Raw genomic sequence first — 17,141 nt, 5'->3', positions numbered from 1 at the left:
GCGAAAGCGGGGAGCGGACATGACCGGGTGGTCGGCAATGGCGGGCACGCACGACTACGCGGTCGCCGACCGGGCGAGCGCCGAGGCGTTGGCCGAAGCCTTGGCCGCCTACGGTTTCGCGCGGGTGGTCGCGCGCCCGGGACCGCCCGAGGGCTGGCTGGTCAGTGCGCTGGACGAAGGACCGTACCCGGCCGACGACGAGGGGCATCGCACCATCGACGCGGTCGGCAAGGCCGCCACGGTGATGGCTCGAGCTCACGGCGGCTACCCCTACGGCGGTGGCCGTGGTGAACCGGGCATGTTCACGCAACTCAGCGAAGCACCGGTTGTGCGTACCAATCCGGGTGCGCGTCCACCGGTTCCGGTCGTCCGCATCATGCCCGCCCCACCGCCGGGTGCCCTGGCGTTGACGCCGGACAGCGCGGCCGAGGTCGACGCGCCCGTCGACCTGTCCGGGCTGGACGAGATCGAGTGGTCCCGGCTCGGGCACGCCCACGGTCCGGCTGGGGACACCCCCCAGCTGATCCGGGCGCTCGCGCAGAACGACGACGGGTGGGACGCCGTCCTCGACGAGCTCTTCGGCGACAATCTGCTCCACCAAGGAACCTGCTACTCCGCGACCGCCCCGGCACTGCCCTTCGTCGGCCGGTTGCTCACCACCGGCGGACTGCCCGCGCAGCGACGGCTCGACCTCTGTCTGTGGCTGGTCATCGCCGCCGACTGCCGCCCCGTCAGCCTGCTCGGTGACGCCGACCGTGCCGCGGCGCGAGGCCGGGCTCCCGGGGCCGCACCCTGGACCACGGAGGTGCACCTCGCCGTCGGCGAGCAACTGCCCGCGCTTCTGGCCCGGTGGACCGCCGAGCCGGAAGCGATCCGGTACGTGCTCGCTTGCCTGGCCGCGCTCTACCCGAGCCAGGGCCGAAGAATCGTCGAGGACGTGGCGACGATGGCGGCCGACCACGCCGGACGGCAACCCGGGGAGTACCTGCGCCTCGCGGAAGCGCTGCTGCACGCCGACGACGCAAGGGCACTGCGGATCGCCGGGGAAATCTTCGCCTGGGACGACCTCGGGCCGGACTGGTTCGACGCTCCCCACCTCGGCAGTGCGGTGAAGGCCGGACACGTGCTCGCCGAAGGGACATTGCGGACCGCGAGCGCCACGGCATAGCCGTCAACGGTCGCGCATAGGCCCATCCGGATCCGGCGGCCGCGGTCCCAGCCGGCACATCCTGACGCCGGCGGCTACTACTTCACCTTGCCCGGCGTGCGCACCGGGGACGACTGGTACGGCAGCGGCTTGCTGCGCTGACTCGCCAGCGTCTCGGCGTACAGGTCCAGCAGTCCATCGGTGGCGGTGTCCCAGCCGGACTGGGCGGCGTGGCGCCGGGCTTCGGCGCGGTGGTCGCCGGCGAGGAGCGCGCGGGCGCACGCCGGCAGGTCCACCGGCTCGTCGACCGGGAAGAAGCGGGCGGCGGTGGTGCCGGCGAGCGTGCTGCGGGCCGCGGGGCTTTCGGCGGCGAGCACGGGCAGTCCGCTGGCGAGTGCTTCCAGCAGCACGAGGCCGAGCGTGTCGGTGGTGGAGGGGAACACGAACAGGTCGGCGGCGCGGTAGGCCTCGGCGAGGTCTTCGCCGTGGAGCAGGCCGGTGAACACGGTGTCGGGTGGGAGTGTGCGTTCGAGGTGGGCCCGGGCGGGGCCGGTGCCGGCGAGCACGAGGCGGAAGCCGCCGGCCGGTTCGGCGAGGGAGGCCAGGCGGTGCAGGCCTTTTTCGGCGGCGAGGCGGCCGACGTAGAGCGCGATCGGGCGGCCGGTGGTGCGGCGGGCGGGAGCGGGGCGGAACCGGACGAGGTCGACGCCGCGCGGCCACAGGCGCACGCCGGGGATGCCGTGGGCGGTGAGTTCGGTGATGGCCGCGTCGGAGGTGGCGAGGTTGAGCTCCGCGCGGCGGTGCAGCGAGCGCAGGACCGTCCAAATGAGAGGGACGGCGCCGCCGAGCCGGTAGTGGCGGGCGTAGCGGGCGATGTCGGTGTGGTAGGACGCCACGACCGGGCGGCCCTGCCGGTGCGCGGCGATCAGCCCGGCGACGCCGAGGAACGCCGGGTTCACGAGGTGCACCACGTCGGGCTCGAACGCGCGCAGGAACCGGGCGACGCGGGGCAGGGGCAGGCCCCAGCGCTTGCCGCCGTAGAGGAACTTCGCGCCGACCGTGGGCACGGTCTCGACCGCGGGGCCGGGAAACTCGGCCGGGCCGTCGGCGGGCGCGATCACGAGCACGTCGTGGCCCCGCTCGCGCAGCTCGCTCACCGTGGCGAGGAGGCGGGTCACGATCCCGTCGGTGGAGGGCAGCCACGTCTCGGTCACGAACGCGATGCGCACGGCGTCACCGGGCCTTCTCGCGCACCGCGGCCAGGCACCCGACCAGCACCGCGATCACCAGCAGAAGGGCCAGGCTGACGGGACCCGTCCCCAGCCCCAGCCCGCCCCGCTCGGGACCCACGCCGAGCCAGTCGGCGAACGACGCGCCCAGCGGCCGGGTGAGCACGTAGGCCGCCCAGAACGCGGCCACCGCGTCGAGCCGCGCGAACCGCCACGCGAGCGGCGGAACGGCGATCACGACCGCGAACACGACACCCGAGCCGAGGTACCCGAGCCCCAGCGTCGTCGCGGTCAGGTCGCCGGCCGCGGTACCGAGGGCGAAGGTCACCCCCACGGTGAGCCAGTAGAACACCTCGCGGCGCGGAGTCCGGATGTCGTGAATGGACAAGGTTCCCTCGAGCCGGTGCCACATCAGGAAAACCGCGGCGAGGGCGAGGGCGAAGACGGCCGTCGACACCGCGTAGGGCACGCCGAGCGCCACGTGGGCGACGTCGGCGGCCATCGTGCCGAACACGCTCACCAGCAGCACGGTGACCCAGTACCGCACCGGTGAGTACGCGCGGGCCCGCAACTGCACCACGAGGGAACCGGCCAATGCCACCGCCGCCAGGCCGGCGGCGATCACCGGATCAATGGTGTGCGCGAGAAAGTCGCTCGTGGTTTCGCCGACGCCCGTCGTCAGCACTTTGATCACCCAGAACACCACGGTGATCTCCGGGACTTTGGCGGCGCCGCGGTGGCCCGATTCGGCCAACTTCGCTGTCGTCATAAGGAAATTCTCGCAGCCATCGATCCGGGGTGAACACTCGGAGCGATTGTTCTTCCGGTGTTCTTATTGCTTGTTTTGCCGGTTTTCGCCTTGCGAGGAAATTGCCTGCGATAAACCCCTGGCTAACCTTCGCGGCTGTACGGTGTACCCGCTTTCCGCGGCGATTCCCGGCCGGTTTCCCGCCCCCGCGACGCGTCGATCTACGATCGTGTAGATTTACTACGAACGTGTAGAAATTTTGGAAGGCGAGTGCATGGAGCGAGTGGTGATCGTGTCCGCCCGGATCGGGGCGGGCCACGACGGCGCGGCGAAGGAACTGGCCCGGTACTGGGGAAAGCGAGGCTCCGGTACCGAGATCGTGGACTTCCTCGACCTGCTGCCCGTGCGGCTCGGCCGGCTGCTCTGCAGTGCCTACCACCGGCAGCTGCAGGTCGCCCCCGGCAGTTGGGACTGGCTGCTGGGCGCCCTCGGCTCGCCGTCGCCGGCCGCGGTCGCCCGGGGTGTCGCCGGGCTCGCCGCGGCGAACCTGGCGAGGGCGATCGACGGGACGGACCTGGTCGTGTCGACCTATCCGCTGGCCACGCTCGCGGCCGGACGGCTCAAGGCGCAGGGGCGGATGAGTCAGCCGCTGGTGTCCTACCTGACCGATCCCTCGGTGCACCGCCTGTGCGTGAGCCCGTGGGCGGACCTCACGGTGGCGCCCAACGAGATCGCGGCCGAGCAGGCCCGGGCTCTGGGCGCGGTGCGCACCGAGGTGTGGCCGCCGCTGGTCGCTCCCGACTTCCGGCCGGTGGCCGGCGGGGCCGAGCGGGCCCGGCTGCGCCTGGCGTACGGGCTGCCCGCCGACCGCGCGCTGGCGCTGGTCGTGTCCGGCTCGTGGGGAGTCGGCGAGGTCGAGCGGACGGTGGCCGACCTGCGCGCCGACGGCGTGGCCGAGCCGGTGGTGGTCTGCGGCCGCAACGACGCGCTGCGCGACCGGCTGGCCGAGGCGGGGGTGCGGCACGTGTTCGGGTGGGTGGACACGATGGCGGACCTCATGCGGGCGTGCGACCTGGTGGTGCAGAACGCCGGCGGGCTCACGACCTCCGAGGCGCTCGCCACCGGCCTGCCGGTGCTCACCTATCGCTGCCTGCCCGGCCACGGCCGGGTCAACTCCGCGGTGCTCGACCGCGCCGGCACGGTGCCGTGGGTGCGCTCGCCCGAAGCGCTCGCCGGTGCCGTGCGCACGGCGCTGCACCGGGAGTCGGTGCCCGAGCCGGTGCCCGAGTTGGTGCCCGAGCCGGTGCCGGTGCCGCGCATCGAGGTCGCGGGGTGATCCGGGCCGCCGCACTCGCCGCGGTCGGGGCGCACGCCGTGCCGGCCGCGCTGTTCGTCCCGCCCGTGCGCCGGCTGGTCGCCCCCGCCCTGGCCGGCATCGGCGACCCGGGCCACGTGGCGCTCACGTTCGACGACGGCCCGCATCCGCGGTCGACGCCGTTTTTCCTGTCCCTGCTGGAGAAGAGCCGGACCCGCGCCACGTTTTTCGTGCTCGGCCGCGAGCTCGCCCGCGCACCGGAGCTCGGCCGCGAGATCGTGGCGGCGGGACACGAGCTCGCCGTGCACGGCTGGGACCACCGCTGTTTCCTGCGCCGCTCCCCAGCCGCGCTGCACGACGAGCTGGCCCGCACCGCCGACCTGATCACGTCCGTGACCGGCGCCCGGCCGACGTGGCTGCGCGCGCCCTACGGCGTGTTCTCGACCGGGTCGCTGCTCGCCGCGCACCGGCTGGGCCTGCGTCCGGTGCTGTGGACGACGTGGGGCTTCGACTGGACGCGCCGCGCCACCCCGGAATCGGTCGCCGCGACAGTCCACAAGGGACTGCGACCGGGTGGCACGATCCTGCTGCACGACTCCGACGTCGCCGGCACGCTCGGGGCGTGGCGGTCAACGCTCGGCGCACTCCCGGTGATCCTCGCGCGCTGTCGTGAGCAGGGCCTGACCGTGGGGCCGCTGCGGGACCACGGGCTCGAGCGCGCACGACGCCGGCCGGGCGGCTTCGATGTCGGCGTGCAGCGACAGCACCGCCTGCGCGCCGGCGCCGGCCGACCAGCCGCAGCCGCCGAGCACGACGGCCACCGCGACCGCGGTCAGCAGACCGCGCCGGCGGGAGTCCGAACCGGACGGTGACGAGTCCAGCAACGCGCGCACCCGCTGGGGAACCGGGCCGCCCGCGGCCGCGAGCGCGTACGAGCTCTGGTGGCCGGCCAGCGCGGCCTTGGCCACCGCCGTCGCGACCACCCGCCGGTCGCCCACTCCCGACGCCGCGGTTTCGTCGGCCCAGCGTTCCATCGTGAACCGGGCCGTGGTCACGAGCGGGCGGACGAGGGGATTCACCGCCGCCGCGAGAACACCCGCCGCGGCGTAGCTCGCGTGCCGCAGCCGCAGGTGGGCTCGCTCGTGCAGCAGGAGGGCGGCCCGCTCGGAGCCGTCGAGCGCCGCGAGCATCCCCCTGGACACCGCGATGCGGCCGCCGCGGCCGGCGATGGCGAACGCGACCGGTTCGGTGCCCGGCAGGATCACCACGCCGTCGGCGGGGGAGTGCTCGTCGAGTTCGCGGTGCACGCGCCGGTACCAGCGCCACTGGTCCCGGACCGCCGCGGTCGCCGAGACCACGGCGGCCGGCAGCAAGACCCCGCAGGTGATCGAGATCGCGGCGGGCACGGTGGCGGTGGAACTGAGGGCCGAGGCGGAGAAGTCGCCGAGATCGGCGACCAGCGGGACCTCGGACAGCCCGGCTGCCGCGCCGAGGGTGAGCGCGGCGGTGCTGCCGGCGGCGAAGACCAGCGCCAGGAAGGTCAGCAGCAGCGTCGCCGCCGGTGGCGACATCCGCGGCGCGAGCCAGCGGGCGACCGGCCACGAGAGCAGCGGCAGAATGAGGGGAGCGAGCAAACCGGGGTACACGGTCACCTGCTTCCGCGCTCCTGCTGCAGCAACTGCAGCAGTGCGTGTTCGTCGGCCGGTGAGAGCGTGGAGACGAACTTCGCCAGCACGCTCTTGCGGTTGTGCTCGCTGTCGAGGACCGCGCTCATGCGGCGCGCGGCGAGCCCGGGAGCGTCGTCGACCGGGCTGTAGGCGAACATCCGGCCCTGCTTTTCCCTGGTGAGCACGCCTTTGTCGAACAGCCGCGAGAGGATCGTGACCACCGTGGTGTAGGCGAGCGAGGTGTCGCCGAGCGACTCGCGCACCTGCGTCGCGGACGCCTGGCCGCGCCGGAGCAGCACGGCCAGCACCTCGGCTTCGAGCTCACCCGGTCCTTTGCGCATCGCTTCAATCTACACTGCTGTCGTAGCTCACGGCGTGGTCGTGGGTGGGACGCGCAGCGACGTGGCGAAGAAATCGCGCTGGTCGGCGGTGAGATAGCGGGTGAGGTTGCCCGGCATGGCGGGCAGCAGCTTGGTCGGCGCGGTGGTGGGCAGGTCGGGGCGGAAGGAGTTGAAGGTGACCATGGGGGAGTGGATGTCGAGCTCCATCCCCTGCTGGATGCCGGCCTGGGTCATGGCGGCGGCGAGCGTGTGCAGGGTGAGCCCGGTGCCGCCGACGTAGATCAGGTTGCCGGCGCGGTCGGTGCCGAGGCCCGAGCGCCAGGTGTACTGGAACTGGTTCGACGCGCTGCCCCAGTGACCGGCCGGGTTGAGGTCGAGGCCGCGCACGGGCGCGCCGTGGTCCACGACCAGGTCGAGGTTCTGCCGCACGGCGGCCACGTGCGGGTTCATCGTGGCGTCGCGACCCCATTGGGCGACCGAAACGCGGCCGGTGTCGTCGATCACGACCGAGGCCATGCCGTTGTGCAGCGGTGCGACCGTTTGGCCGTCGAGGTAATAACCGCCGTCGCAGTCTTTCAGTTTCCACCCGGAGTTGAACGCGGCGACGAGGCTGCCGCGCAGTTCGGCGGGAATGGCGGCGGGGCCGGGACCGCCGGGGTCTTTCGTGCCGGAGAACAATTGTGTGCGCACCAGTGACTGGTTCAGCCACGCGACCCCGGCGACCACGCTCGCGTGGGCCGGATCGGGCTGCACGAAGGTGGTGTATTCGGCGATTCGGCCGCCGCTGCGCGCACCGGGAACCCATTCGCCCGCGCCGCTCGCCGCGGTCGGCCCCACGGCCAGGTTCTGCGGCCGAGGCCCGGCGGATCCGGTGCCGAGCCCGTCGAGCGAGGGCAGATCCGCGGCGCCGGGCTGTGCGCTCGAGGGCGGGTGGCGGGTGAACCACCAGTTCTCCACGGCGTTCACGACCCCGCCGAAACCGATCTCCCGCAACCAGTCCACCGTGCGGACGGACAGGCTCGCGTCACCGGGGTAGGTGAGCGCGTAGGTGTAGGTGCCGACGGGATAACCGAGCAGCGCCGCCACCGCGAAGAGAACGATCCAGTGGCGCCGGCGGTTTTTCGGCTTGGCCGGGGCCGGTCGCCGCGGTGCGGGGTGGGGCGAGATCGGGTGCGGGCGCAGCTGATCGGTGGTCATGTCCGCAAGCTATTCCGGGCCCTGTGCACGCCCGGAAAGCCGAAGGTTAGGAACAAGGAAAAATGCATTCCGACCGGACGGGAACCGGATTTGGCGGCGATCACGGGTAACGGAGCCGCTCGGGCAGGTTAGCGGCAGGCAAAATGATCGCCGTCGGCACCGGCGCCCGGATCAGCGGATATTCTCGGGGCATGGCCCGAGTACTTCTCGTCGAAGACGACCGCACCATCGGTGAGGTTCTGCGCACGAGCCTGACCCAGCACGGGCACGACGTCGCGTGGCACACCTGCGGGCGCACGGCGCTGCGGGCCGTCGCGGACCAGCCGAGTGATCTCGTGCTGCTCGACCTGGGGCTACCCGACCTCGACGGCACCGAGGTGTGCCGCGAACTGCGCACCACGCTGCCCGCGTGCGTGATCGTGGTCCTCACCGCGCGGGCGGACGAGATGGACGTGGTGGTGGGGCTGGAGGCGGGTGCGGACGACTACCTCGTGAAGCCGGTGCCGCTCGGCGAGCTGCACGCGCGCCTGCGGGCTCACCTGCGCCGCCACTCCACGGATCGTTCCCTGGCCGAGATCACCCTGGGCCGGCTGCGGATCGACCCCGCGGCGCGCCGCGTCACGGTGGACGGTGCCGAGTTCCCGTTGCGCGCCAAGGAGTTCGAGCTGCTGCTGCGGCTCGCCCAGGACCCGGGCAAGGCCGTGAGCCGCGAGACGCTGATGGCCGACGTGTGGGACGCGCACTGGTTCGGCTCCACCAAAACGCTCGACGTCCACATCGCCACGCTGCGGCGCAAGCTCGCCGAGGCGGGTGGTGCCGGTCCGATGCCCGAGATCGCCACCCTGCGCGGGCACGGCTACCGGCTCGAGGACGTGGAGGGGTGAGCGGGTGCGCCGCCGGATCGTCCTGACGACGCTGCTCACCGCGTTGGTCGCGATCGGCCTGTTCGGCACGCCGCTGGCCGTGGCGGTCGCGCGATACTTCGTGACCTCCGAACGAGCCGAGCTCGAACGCGCCGCCGACTCCTACGCCCTCGACGTGTCCGGCGACATCCTGCGCCACCGCACCCCCGACCGCACGCCCACGACCGAGGACCCCACCTCGGTGGCGGTCTACAGCCCCGCGGGGGCGTTGCTCGCGGGCACCGGCCCGGCCACGCTCGCGGCGGCCGGCGAAGCGGCGCACGGCGACGGCGTGGTGTCCGCGGACACCGACGACGACCTCGTGGTGATCATCCCGATCGACGACGACGGCACGGTCGTCGCGCTCGTGCGCGCCGCGACCCCGCGCACGGAGGTCTACAGGCACACCGGCCTCACCTGGCTCGGGATGGCCGGGCTGGCCGTGGTCGCGCTGTTGTCGGCCTACCTGGTGGCGCGCCGCCAGGCCCGGCGGCTGGCGCGTCCGCTCGAGCAGCTGTCCGCCACCGCGCGCGACCTCGGCGACGGCGACTTCAGCATCCGCGCGAGCCGCGCCGGGATCCCGGAGATCGATTCCGTCGGCGAATCCCTCGACTCCACGGCCGTGCGCCTCGACGACCTGCTCGCCCGCGAGCGCGCCTTCTCCGCCGACGCGTCCCACCAGCTGCGCACCCCGCTCGCCGGGCTGCGCCTGCAACTGGAGGCCGCGCTGGAAAACCCGAGCGCCGACCTGCGTCAGGTCGTGGAATCGGGCGTCGCCACGACCGGCCGGCTCGACCGCACCGTGACCGATCTGCTGGCGCTGGCCCGCGACACCCCGCCCCTGCGTGACGCCACCGCCGTTGCCGACGAGCTCACCGCCATCGCCCACGAATGGCACCCGGCGCTCGCCGGCCACGGTCGCGAGCTGGTGCTCACCGTGGAACCGGTCGTCGCCGGGGCTCGCCTGTCGGGCCCGGTGCTGCGCCAGATCATGACCGTCCTGCTCGACAACGCCCTGCGCCACGGCGCCGGCACGGTGTCGATCACCGCGCGCGACGCCGGCGAAGTGCTCGCCGTCGACGTCGCCGACGAAGGCACCGTGACCGGCACCGACGTCTTCGACCGCCGCTCGCCCGGCGCCCGCGGCACCGGTATCGGCCTCGCCCTGGCCCGCCGCCTCGCCGAGGCCGAAGGCGGCCGGCTCCGCCTCACCAAGCCCCATCCCGCCGTCTTCACGCTCCTGCTCCCGCTCGACGATTGAAGCTGACTACTACTCTCATGTAGAATTTCGACATGAGAGTAGTTTCTCTTGGCGAGGAGGCACCGATGACCGCCGACGAAGCCGGAAAAGCCGCAGCTCGCGCGAACATCCGGTGCTCCGACGCCGAACGCGAGACGGCGGTCGCCGCCCTGCAGAAAGCCGCCGGCGAGGGTCGGCTGTCGCTGACCGAGGTCGAAGAGCGAACCACGGCGGTCTACGAAGCCCGCTACCGCCACGAACTCGCCGCGCTGCTCGCCGACCTCCCCGCCCCGGCCGCCCCCACCACCGGCTGGCGCCCCGTGCTGACCCTGGCCGGCCGCCAGTTCGCCACGGACCTCGGCCTGCTCACCGGCCGGACCGGCACCGCGGCGCTGGCCCGCCGCCGCGCCTTCCTCCTCGTCGCGGCCGTCTTCGTCCTGGTCCTCACCCTGCTGCTCGCGGTCCACGGCGTCGCCACCGACGGCCTCCACCACCACCCCTTCGGCCACGACTGACGCGGCCGAGGGGTTCGGGCGGTGAGCTCCTGACACCACGGCGGACGATCAGCGCACCACCGGCGCGACCTACCTCGGAAATCCATCGCCGAGCCGCGGGCCGGCAAGCAGGGCCACGAGATGGAGCCCTCGGCTGCGTCGCCGGGTCAGCTCTTGGTCCAGGTGCAGCCGCCGTGGGCCTTGAAGTACTCGCCCTTTTTCAGGGTGATGCGACTGGGGCCGGAGACGATGTCGTCGGCGATGATCGCGTCGAACGATCCCGTGTCGTTCTTCTCCCGCTCCCAACGCAGCTGAGAGGAGCCGTGAGATCGACGCGGCCCGTGGGTCGCGTTCGCGCACAACGTGAGCGAACCCCGCAAACCACGTGTAATCGCCCCGTCGGCGGGTACCACTCAACCGGGACCTGAACGGGCCGCCGATCGGCGGCGGACGAGGGGCGGCGGTGTGATGCGCTCGGTGACCGGCCCGGACGACGAGCCTCCGCCTGCGCTGCACCTGCACCAGGCGGCGCGTGTCCGGGACGCCTCCACGCTGCGGTTCGCGCTCGTCGGGTGGGCTCGCAACTGCGACCTGCCGCCGGACCTGATCGCCGATCTCGAGCTGGCCGCGTACGAAGCGCTGATCAACGCCTCCGAACACGCCTACGCGGCCGGCACCACCGGGACCCTCGACCTGCGCGCGCACTGCGACGCCGGCGCCGTGCACGTCACCGTGACCGACCACGGCCGCTGGCGTCCGCGGCCGGCGCCCGATCCGCGCCGCGGCCGCGGCCTGCCGTTGATCCACCTGCTCAGCGACCACGCCGAGGTCACGCCGGCGCCCGGAGGCACCACCGTCGCCATGACGTGGCGGCTTCCCGGCGGCAGCCGGCCGAGCTGACCGCACCCGCGCCAAAGACCAGCGCCGAACATCAGGGAGATCAGCGGCCGAAGCCCGGAAACAACCCCAGCACGGGCACCACCAGGGCCGTGCACACCGTCATCGACACGACGTTGCCCACGAAGGGGTGGAAGAAATCCGGGAGCCGACGGGAGATGTACGCGGCCAGCGGCGGACCGAAGACCGCGCCCAGGACCGCGCCGCTCACGATGGCCGGGATCGTGGGGCCGTAGGTGACCACCGCGGCGGGTGCGACGGAGACCAGGGGGACGAAGGTCGGGTACCAGCCGTGGCGGGCCCACTGGCGCCGGTAGAGCAGCACGCCGAGCGTGGCGGTCAGCACCTGCGTGGTGAGCAGCGCCGGGAGCAGGCCACTGCCGTGCACCGGGGTCAGCGGGTTGAGCAGGTACGTGAGCAGCGTGCCGGCCAGCAGCCCGGCCGAGCTGAGTTCGTTGCCGTGAAAGGGTGCTTCGGTGAAGTCGGCCAATACGCGGCGCAGGACCCAAGCCGGTCCTTGGCGCGGTGGCTCGACCGGGGAGGGCGGGGGCGCCGGCCGGCGGGGGAACCACGGCAGGACCCGGCACAGGGGGAACACGAGCAGCGCGCTGAGCCACATGCTGCCGGCGGTGGCGATCGAGGTGGGCAGCCCCAGCGGATAACACGCGAACTGCACCAGCGCGATCGCGATCGGCGTGGTGAGCACGGCGCCCAGGACCGCGCCGGTGAGGGCCACGCGCCAGCCCGGCCCGTAGGTCAGCACGACCGCGGGCGGGATCGACACGAACGCGACGAACGTCGGCTGCCACGCGCCCGTGGCGGGGATCGTCCAGCCCCAGGCCAGGTTCGACAGCAGCAGCCCCAGCAGCGCGGCTCCGGTGAGCCACGGCCACAACCCGGTGCCGGCGGCGATCGGGAACCCCGAGCGACGGCGCCGGGCCGCGGCGACGTGGGCGACCCAGCCGCCGGCGAGCAGGCCGAGCCCGCCGAGATCGGCTTTGAACGACTGCGCCTCGGTGGTGTCGCCGAGGCACCAGCGCAGGAACTGGGGGAGCCGGGCGTACGCCTGTTGCTGCCATTCGTCGTAGCCGGGCAGCAGGTGCAGCAGCGAGCCGCGGGCCGCAGCGAGCAGGTAGGCGAGAGCGGCGGTCCCGGCCACGAGCGCACCACCGGCGAGCCAGCGGCCCAGCGCGCGCGGGACTGGCGGCGCGAGGGGAGGCATCGTCATGTCGTCGGTGATCGGCGAACGGCCGCGCACGGTGCCACCGCTTTCCTCACCGACCCGGTCTGTCGTTGCTTCACGCTGGCTACGGTGAGGCGGGAAGCGTTGTGCTGCCACGACTTCCCGATGGGCTCCGTCAGTGTGGCGCGAGCGCACAACCGTGGTGCAGAGCGAAAACCGACCGGGTTCCCACAGATCCGGACATCGGTTCGGCGTCGGGTGCCGCGGATGCCAGGCTTCAGGAAACCCCGGCGCCTCGGCCACCGCGCGCGGGGTCCGACGATTGCGAGGTCAGGACCGTGCCCAGCTCGAGGACCGTGGTGTTCGTCGTCTTCGACGGGGTGAAGAGCCTGGACGTGGCCGGGCCGGCCGAGGTCTTCGCCGAGGCGAACCTCTTCGGCGCGGACTACTCGCTGTCCTATGTGTCCCCCACGGGCGCGGCCGTGGCCACCTCGACCGGGTCGACCATGCCGGTCGACGGGCCGGCCGAGAGCGTGGCGTGCGCCGACACGGTGGTGGTCTGCGGCGGCGACATCCTGGTCGGCGCGCCGATCGATCCCGCACTCGTGGCCGCCATCCGGCTGCTTCGCGAGCGCACGCGCCGGCTCGTCTCCATTTGCACGGGTTCCTTCGCGCTGGCCACGGCGGGCGCGTTGTCCGGGCACCGAGCAACCACCCATTGGCGCCACGCGCAACTGTTGGCTCGCGCGTTCCCCGACGTCGACGTGCTGCCCGACGCGCTCTTCGTCGAGGACCGCGGGGTGTTCACCTCGGCGGGGGTGTCCGCCGGGATCGACCTCGCGCTGGCGCTGGTGGAGGCCGACCACGGTCCCGACCTCGCGCGGGCCGTGGCGCGAAACCTGGTCGTCTTCATGCAACGGCCGGGCGGGCAGTCGCAGTTCTCCGCCCCGCTGGACATCAAGCCCGCCCGAACGCCGACGCTGCGCGACGTCGTCGACCTCATTTCCGCCGACCCCGGTCTGGACCACAGCGCCACCCGGCTCGCCGACCGCGTCGGGGTGAGCACCCGGCACCTCATCCGGCTCTTCCAGGCGGAGTTCGACCTGACGCCGGCGCGCTACGTCGAGACGGTCCGGCTGGATCACGCGAAGTCGTTGCTGGACTCGGGGCACAACGTCGAAGAGGCGGCGGCGGGTGCGGGGTTCGGCAGCCCGGAGACGATGCGGCGCACCTTCGTGGCCCGGTTGGGGCTTTCGCCGAGCCAGTACCGCGACCGGTTCAAGAGCACGGGCCGGCCGTAGCGTCGCCCGCCTCATCCGGCCGAGAAGTTCAGCGCCCAGCGAAGGGCCTTGCCCAGCGGTTTCGGAACGTAAAGGGCCATCCGGCCGCCCGGTACTTCTTCGGCGTTGCGGCGAGCCAGCGCGGAAAGCGTGCGGCGGAGGTCGTGCGACGGGTACTGGGCGTAGGCCTGCCCCAGCGTGCCGGGCGGCAGGTGCCACCGGCGGAGGCCGGCGAGGTCGGCCATGGCACCGCTTTGGACGTAGTAGCCGACCGGGTCCGCGGTGCGGTCCAGGCCGGGTGTCGCGTGCGCGACCACGGCGTCCGCCGCTTCGAGGGCCCTGCGGCGGGGCGCGCCGGCGCGGTCGAACACCTCCAGCACCGTGTCCGCCGAACGCCGGGTGAAATCCTCCCCGGGCACGCTGGTGAGCATTCCCGAGTCGTGCAGCAGGGACGTCACGAAGAGGAGTTCGGCGTCGACTTCGATCCGGTCGGCCCGGGCCAACGCGGTGCCGAGGAACCAGGTCCGGTAGCCGTGGAAGAGCAGGGTGGTGCCTTGCTTCCTGGCGAACTCCACGGCGGTGCTCGCCACCGCGGTGTCGGGAAACTCCGGGAAAGGTGCTTGCTCACGGGGTCGGTTCCTCGGCGACGTGAGGAAACCGCCGGCCGTCTGCAGCGCGAACCTTCGCAGGCCGGCGCGCACGGCCGAGCGCTCGGCGCGGGTCAGCACGCCGTTCGTTTCGCACACCCAGCCGTAACCGGCCAACCTCGACGACGAGGGGGCCTGGGTCGATCCGCTTGCTGCGTCGCCGCTTGCGCACACGAGGGCTCCAGTGAGACGGGGGTAACCTGCCTCCACCCTGTGCGCTCGGCCCCGTGCCGACCAGGCGGTGCGCGACCGGCGGCCCACAGATCCGGACGCGACCGCGCCGGTCCGGCGACGCGCATCGCGCACGTCCGGATCCGAGGGATTTTCGTCGGGATCCGCTGTTTCGGCGCCGCCCGGAGCTCGCAGACGCTGGTGTCGATCATCCTCGACGCCATCAGCGGAGGCACCGGACCTTGACCCGCGAACTGTTTACCGACGAAGAACTCGCAGCGTTCAAGGCGGCGCAACGCCTCGCCTTCGACGCGACCCTCGCCGTCGAAGCCGAACTGCGCGAAGGGATCACCGAGCAGCAGGCGGCCGGAAAACTCGAACAGTGGCTGCGCGCGCGGGGCGTTTCGCACTTCTTCCACTACGGCTTCGTGTGGTTCGGCGACCGCACCGGATTCCTGGACTTCCCGCCGCTTCCGCGCCGGGCCCGCGACCTGCTCGACGTCAGAAGGGCCCGGGCCACTGGACATTTTCGCCCGAGCGGGCGGCGGCTGAAGCAGGGCGACGCGGTGATCCTCGACATCGGACCCATCCACGGCGGTGGCGCCGCCGACATCGGGTACTCCTGCTCGCTCGGCGAGCCGACGGAGGAGCTGCACGAAACCCGCCTGGCGCTCGCCGCGCTCCGGCCGATGATCCTGGCGCTGGTGCGCGCCGGCGAGACCCAGGCCGCGATCGACACCGCGGTGGACGAGTACACCCGGGACCACGGCTACGTGAGCATCCACTCGAAGTACCCGGGATCCGCGATCGCGCACCGCGTCGGCCGGGTGCCGGGCCTGCGGTGGCCGACGTTCAACGTCAAGGGGTTCAGCCCGCAGACGCTCGGCTACCTGGGCGGTGCCGTCGTCGGCTCGGCCCTTCGCGGGGACGTTCGCTCGGCGCCGTTCTGGCAGCCGGGCTCGGCTCGGCCGTGTGAGCCGGGGCTGTGGGCGTTCGAGCCGCACCTCGGCCACGGCGCCGTGGGCGCGAAGTGGGGCGAGGTTCTCGTGGTCACCGAGGACACCGCGTACTGGCTCGACGACGACCTGCCGCACGTGCGCTACGCGGCCGGCCACGGCGTTGTCCAGGACGCTTCCTGAGCGGCATTCCCCCAGTTCACCAGGAGAAAGACCATGACTTTCGACGATTCGTCCCTGCCCGCGGTGCGGCCCGACGAGGCCGCGGCGCTGGCCGCCGTGGTGACGGGTTCGGTTCTGCTGCCCGGTGACGCCGGCTACGACGAAGAACGCGCCGTGTTCAACCTGAACCACGAACTGACGCCCGCGGTGATCGTGGTGGTGGAGAACGCGACCGATGTCCAGGCGGCGATCGCGTTCGCGGTGCGCGGGCAGCGGCCGGTCCTGGTGAAGACCACCGGCCACCAGATGGTGGGCACGGCGCGCGGCGCCGTCGTGATCGCGACGCACCGGATGGCCGACGTGGTGATCGACGAGGTCCGCCGCACCGCCCGGGTCGGCGCGGGGGCGCTGTGGGCGGAGGTCGTGGCGGAGGCGGCGAAAGCCGGTCTCGCCCCGCTCAACGGCTCGAACCCCACGGTGGGCGTCTCCGGGTACACCCTGGGCGGCGGCCTCAGCCCGACCCTCGGCCGCTCCCACGGCTACGCGGCGGACCACGTGCTCTCCCTCGACGCGGTGACCGCGGACGGAGAACTGTTGCGGGTCGACGCCGACACCGAACCCGAGCTGTTCTGGGCGCTGCGCGGCGGAAAAGGCAACTTCGCGGTGGTGACCGCGCTGGAGTTCGACCTGTTCCCGGTGCCCCGCCTCTACGGCGGCGGCCTCTACTTCCCCGGCGAGCGGATGGCCGACGTGCTGCGCGCCTGGACCGCCTGGCTCCCGCGGATCCCGGAGACCATGACCTCGTCGTTCGCCGTGCTGCGGCTGCCCTCGCTGCCCGAGCTCCCGGAACCGCTGCGCGGCGCGTTTTCGGTGTCCTTGCGGTTCGCCTACACCGGTCCGGCCGAGGACGGCGAGCGCCTGGTCGCTCCTTTGCGGACGGTGGCGCCGGCGATCCTCGACACCGTGCGGGACATGCCCTACAGCGAGGTCGCGTCGATCCACAACGAGCCGACCGAGCCGTTGCCCTACTACGAACGCGGCGTGATGCTGCGGGAGCTTCCCGAGCAGGCACAGGAAAAGCTGATCGAGCTCGTCGGCCCGGAGTCGGACACGACCATGTGGATCGCGGAGGTGCGGGCACTGGGCGGGGCGTGGGATCGCGAACCGGCGGTGCCCAACGCCGTGGCGACGCGGGGACTGCCCTACAGCCTGCTGGGTGTCGAAGTCGGGCCGCTGGCACAGGAAACGCGGCTCAAGAAGTCGGTCGCCGCACTGCTCGACGGCATGCGGCCGTGGCAGGGCGACCGGCGGCTGGTGAACAACCTGGCGCCGGAAGAGGCCCTCGACGCCGCCGCGATCTACGGGCCGGAGCGCTACCGGCGCCTCGCGGCCGCGAAGCAGGCTTACGACCCGGGGAACATGTTCCGGGTCAACCACAACGTGGCACCGGCGGGCTGACCGGTGCTCCGCGGCGGGCGAAAGGTCAAGTGCCCCTTGAGGTGACGGTCACGTCGTCCGGGCCTGTCGCGCCCACCACACTCGACCCCACTGCGCGTGCGTCGTCC

17 protein-coding genes and 1 pseudogene are annotated in these 17,141 nt (G+C 72.6%); 10 read left to right on the top strand and 8 right to left on the bottom strand.

The window, feature by feature from the left end:
- Positions 1-19 precede the first annotated feature (19 nt).
- Positions 20-1,168, top strand: coding sequence for a hypothetical protein (locus VSH64_RS16250; protein ID WP_326836438.1), 1,149 nt, complete (start codon positions 20-22; stop codon positions 1,166-1,168).
- A 77-nt stretch (positions 1,169-1,245) separates the two neighbouring features.
- Here VSH64_RS16250 and VSH64_RS16245 read toward each other — a convergent pair whose 3' ends face one another.
- Both VSH64_RS16245 and VSH64_RS16240 read right to left on the bottom strand, forming a co-directional pair.
- Positions 1,246-2,376 (bottom strand): glycosyltransferase family 4 protein, encoded by a 1,131-nt coding sequence (locus VSH64_RS16245; protein ID WP_326836437.1) that lies wholly within the window; start codon positions 2,374-2,376, stop codon positions 1,246-1,248.
- 4 nt (positions 2,377-2,380) lie between these two features.
- Positions 2,381-3,145, bottom strand: coding sequence for a COG4705 family protein (locus VSH64_RS16240; protein ID WP_326836436.1), 765 nt, complete (start codon positions 3,143-3,145; stop codon positions 2,381-2,383).
- Between the two features lie 253 nt (positions 3,146-3,398).
- On the opposite strand from VSH64_RS16240, the gene VSH64_RS16235 reads away from it, so the two are divergent.
- Entirely contained in the window at positions 3,399-4,460 is a 1,062-nt protein-coding gene (locus tag VSH64_RS16235; protein ID WP_326836435.1) for a glycosyltransferase, read from the top strand.
- Positions 4,457-4,912, top strand: a pseudogene (locus tag VSH64_RS16230) (polysaccharide deacetylase family protein); the annotation flags it as partial. The gene VSH64_RS16235 and the pseudogene VSH64_RS16230, both read left to right, overlap by 4 nt.
- Before the next feature lie 156 nt (positions 4,913-5,068).
- Here VSH64_RS16230 and VSH64_RS16225 read toward each other — a convergent pair.
- The 3 genes from VSH64_RS16225 to VSH64_RS16215 are packed head-to-tail and all read right to left on the bottom strand — an operon-like array spanning position 5,069 to position 7,644.
- Entirely contained in the window at positions 5,069-6,091 is a 1,023-nt protein-coding gene (locus VSH64_RS16225) for a M56 family metallopeptidase (protein ID WP_326836434.1), read from the bottom strand.
- The gene (locus VSH64_RS16220) at positions 6,088-6,447 is read right to left on the bottom strand and encodes a BlaI/MecI/CopY family transcriptional regulator (protein ID WP_326836433.1); all 360 of its coding nucleotides are present in this window, start codon (positions 6,445-6,447) and stop codon (positions 6,088-6,090) included. The genes VSH64_RS16225 and VSH64_RS16220 overlap by 4 nt, the downstream gene beginning before the upstream one ends.
- A 27-nt stretch (positions 6,448-6,474) precedes the next feature.
- Positions 6,475-7,644, bottom strand: coding sequence for a hypothetical protein (locus VSH64_RS16215; RefSeq protein ID WP_326836432.1), 1,170 nt, complete (start codon positions 7,642-7,644; stop codon positions 6,475-6,477).
- A gap of 191 nt (positions 7,645-7,835) precedes the next feature.
- Here VSH64_RS16215 and VSH64_RS16210 point away from each other — a divergent pair, with 191 nt between their 5' ends.
- The 3 genes from VSH64_RS16210 (at position 7,836) to VSH64_RS16200 (ending at position 10,301) form a co-directional block, all read left to right on the top strand.
- Entirely contained in the window at positions 7,836-8,528 is a 693-nt protein-coding gene (locus tag VSH64_RS16210) for a response regulator transcription factor (RefSeq protein ID WP_326836431.1), read from the top strand.
- A 4-nt stretch (positions 8,529-8,532) separates the two neighbouring features.
- Positions 8,533-9,807 carry a sensor histidine kinase gene (locus VSH64_RS16205; protein ID WP_326836430.1) on the top strand — a complete coding sequence of 425 codons (1,275 nt, stop codon included), beginning with the start codon at positions 8,533-8,535 and terminating at the stop codon, positions 9,805-9,807.
- Positions 9,808-9,872: 65 nt separating this feature from the next.
- Positions 9,873-10,301: a DUF1707 SHOCT-like domain-containing protein gene (locus VSH64_RS16200; protein WP_326836429.1), complete on the top strand. Its 429-nt coding sequence runs from the start codon at positions 9,873-9,875 to the stop codon at positions 10,299-10,301.
- Between the two features lie 146 nt (positions 10,302-10,447).
- Here the strand turns inward: VSH64_RS16200 and VSH64_RS16195 are convergent, their stop codons facing one another.
- Positions 10,448-10,660, bottom strand: coding sequence for a hypothetical protein (locus tag VSH64_RS16195; protein ID WP_326836428.1), 213 nt, complete (start codon positions 10,658-10,660; stop codon positions 10,448-10,450).
- 97 nt (positions 10,661-10,757) lie between these two features.
- On the opposite strand from VSH64_RS16195, the gene VSH64_RS16190 reads away from it, so the two are divergent.
- Positions 10,758-11,180, top strand: coding sequence for an ATP-binding protein (locus VSH64_RS16190; protein ID WP_326836427.1), 423 nt, complete (start codon positions 10,758-10,760; stop codon positions 11,178-11,180).
- 40 nt (positions 11,181-11,220) lie between these two features.
- Here the strand turns inward: VSH64_RS16190 and VSH64_RS16185 are convergent, their stop codons facing one another.
- A complete protein-coding gene (locus VSH64_RS16185; protein WP_326836426.1) occupies positions 11,221-12,405 on the bottom strand; it encodes a hypothetical protein in 1,185 nt (394 codons plus the stop codon).
- Positions 12,406-12,698: 293 nt separating this feature from the next.
- On the opposite strand from VSH64_RS16185, the gene VSH64_RS16180 reads away from it, so the two are divergent.
- A complete protein-coding gene (locus VSH64_RS16180; protein WP_326836425.1) occupies positions 12,699-13,661 on the top strand; it encodes a GlxA family transcriptional regulator in 963 nt (320 codons plus the stop codon).
- An 11-nt stretch (positions 13,662-13,672) separates the two neighbouring features.
- On the opposite strand, the gene VSH64_RS16175 is transcribed toward VSH64_RS16180, so the two are convergent.
- The gene (locus tag VSH64_RS16175; protein ID WP_326836424.1) at positions 13,673-14,386 is read right to left on the bottom strand and encodes an HD domain-containing protein; all 714 of its coding nucleotides are present in this window, start codon (positions 14,384-14,386) and stop codon (positions 13,673-13,675) included.
- A 314-nt stretch (positions 14,387-14,700) separates the two neighbouring features.
- Between VSH64_RS16175 and VSH64_RS16170 the strand changes: the two genes are divergently transcribed.
- Complete coding sequence (locus tag VSH64_RS16170; RefSeq protein ID WP_326836423.1) at positions 14,701-15,597, top strand: M24 family metallopeptidase; 897 nt, start codon at positions 14,701-14,703, stop codon at positions 15,595-15,597.
- Between the two features lie 33 nt (positions 15,598-15,630).
- Complete coding sequence (locus VSH64_RS16165) at positions 15,631-17,034, top strand: FAD-binding oxidoreductase (RefSeq protein ID WP_326836422.1); 1,404 nt, start codon at positions 15,631-15,633, stop codon at positions 17,032-17,034.
- Positions 17,035-17,141: the final 107 nt, after the last annotated feature.

The sequence above is a fragment of the Amycolatopsis rhabdoformis genome (assembly GCF_035918295.1).
GTDB lineage: Bacteria > Actinomycetota > Actinomycetes > Mycobacteriales > Pseudonocardiaceae > Amycolatopsis > Amycolatopsis rhabdoformis.
Note: the sequence above shows the minus strand (reverse complement) of the source record. Positions and strands in the feature narration are given on the sequence as shown.

Bases quoted from the DNA above. Each gene is read 5' to 3' on its own strand.
- VSH64_RS16250 (WP_326836438.1), top strand. From the start codon at position 20: ATGACCGGGTGGTCGGCAATGGCGGGCACGCACGACTACGCGGTCGCC.
- VSH64_RS16240 (WP_326836436.1), bottom strand. From the start codon at position 3,145: ATGACGACAGCGAAGTTGGCCGAATCGGGCCACCGCGGCGCCGCCAAA.
- VSH64_RS16235 (WP_326836435.1), top strand. From the start codon at position 3,399: ATGGAGCGAGTGGTGATCGTGTCCGCCCGGATCGGGGCGGGCCACGAC.
- VSH64_RS16220 (WP_326836433.1), bottom strand. From the start codon at position 6,447: ATGCGCAAAGGACCGGGTGAGCTCGAAGCCGAGGTGCTGGCCGTGCTG.
- VSH64_RS16215 (WP_326836432.1), bottom strand. From the start codon at position 7,644: ATGACCACCGATCAGCTGCGCCCGCACCCGATCTCGCCCCACCCCGCA.
- VSH64_RS16210 (WP_326836431.1), top strand. From the start codon at position 7,836: ATGGCCCGAGTACTTCTCGTCGAAGACGACCGCACCATCGGTGAGGTT.
- VSH64_RS16200 (WP_326836429.1), top strand. From the start codon at position 9,873: ATGACCGCCGACGAAGCCGGAAAAGCCGCAGCTCGCGCGAACATCCGG.
- VSH64_RS16185 (WP_326836426.1), bottom strand. From the start codon at position 12,405: ATGACGATGCCTCCCCTCGCGCCGCCAGTCCCGCGCGCGCTGGGCCGC.
- VSH64_RS16165 (WP_326836422.1), top strand. From the start codon at position 15,631: ATGACTTTCGACGATTCGTCCCTGCCCGCGGTGCGGCCCGACGAGGCC.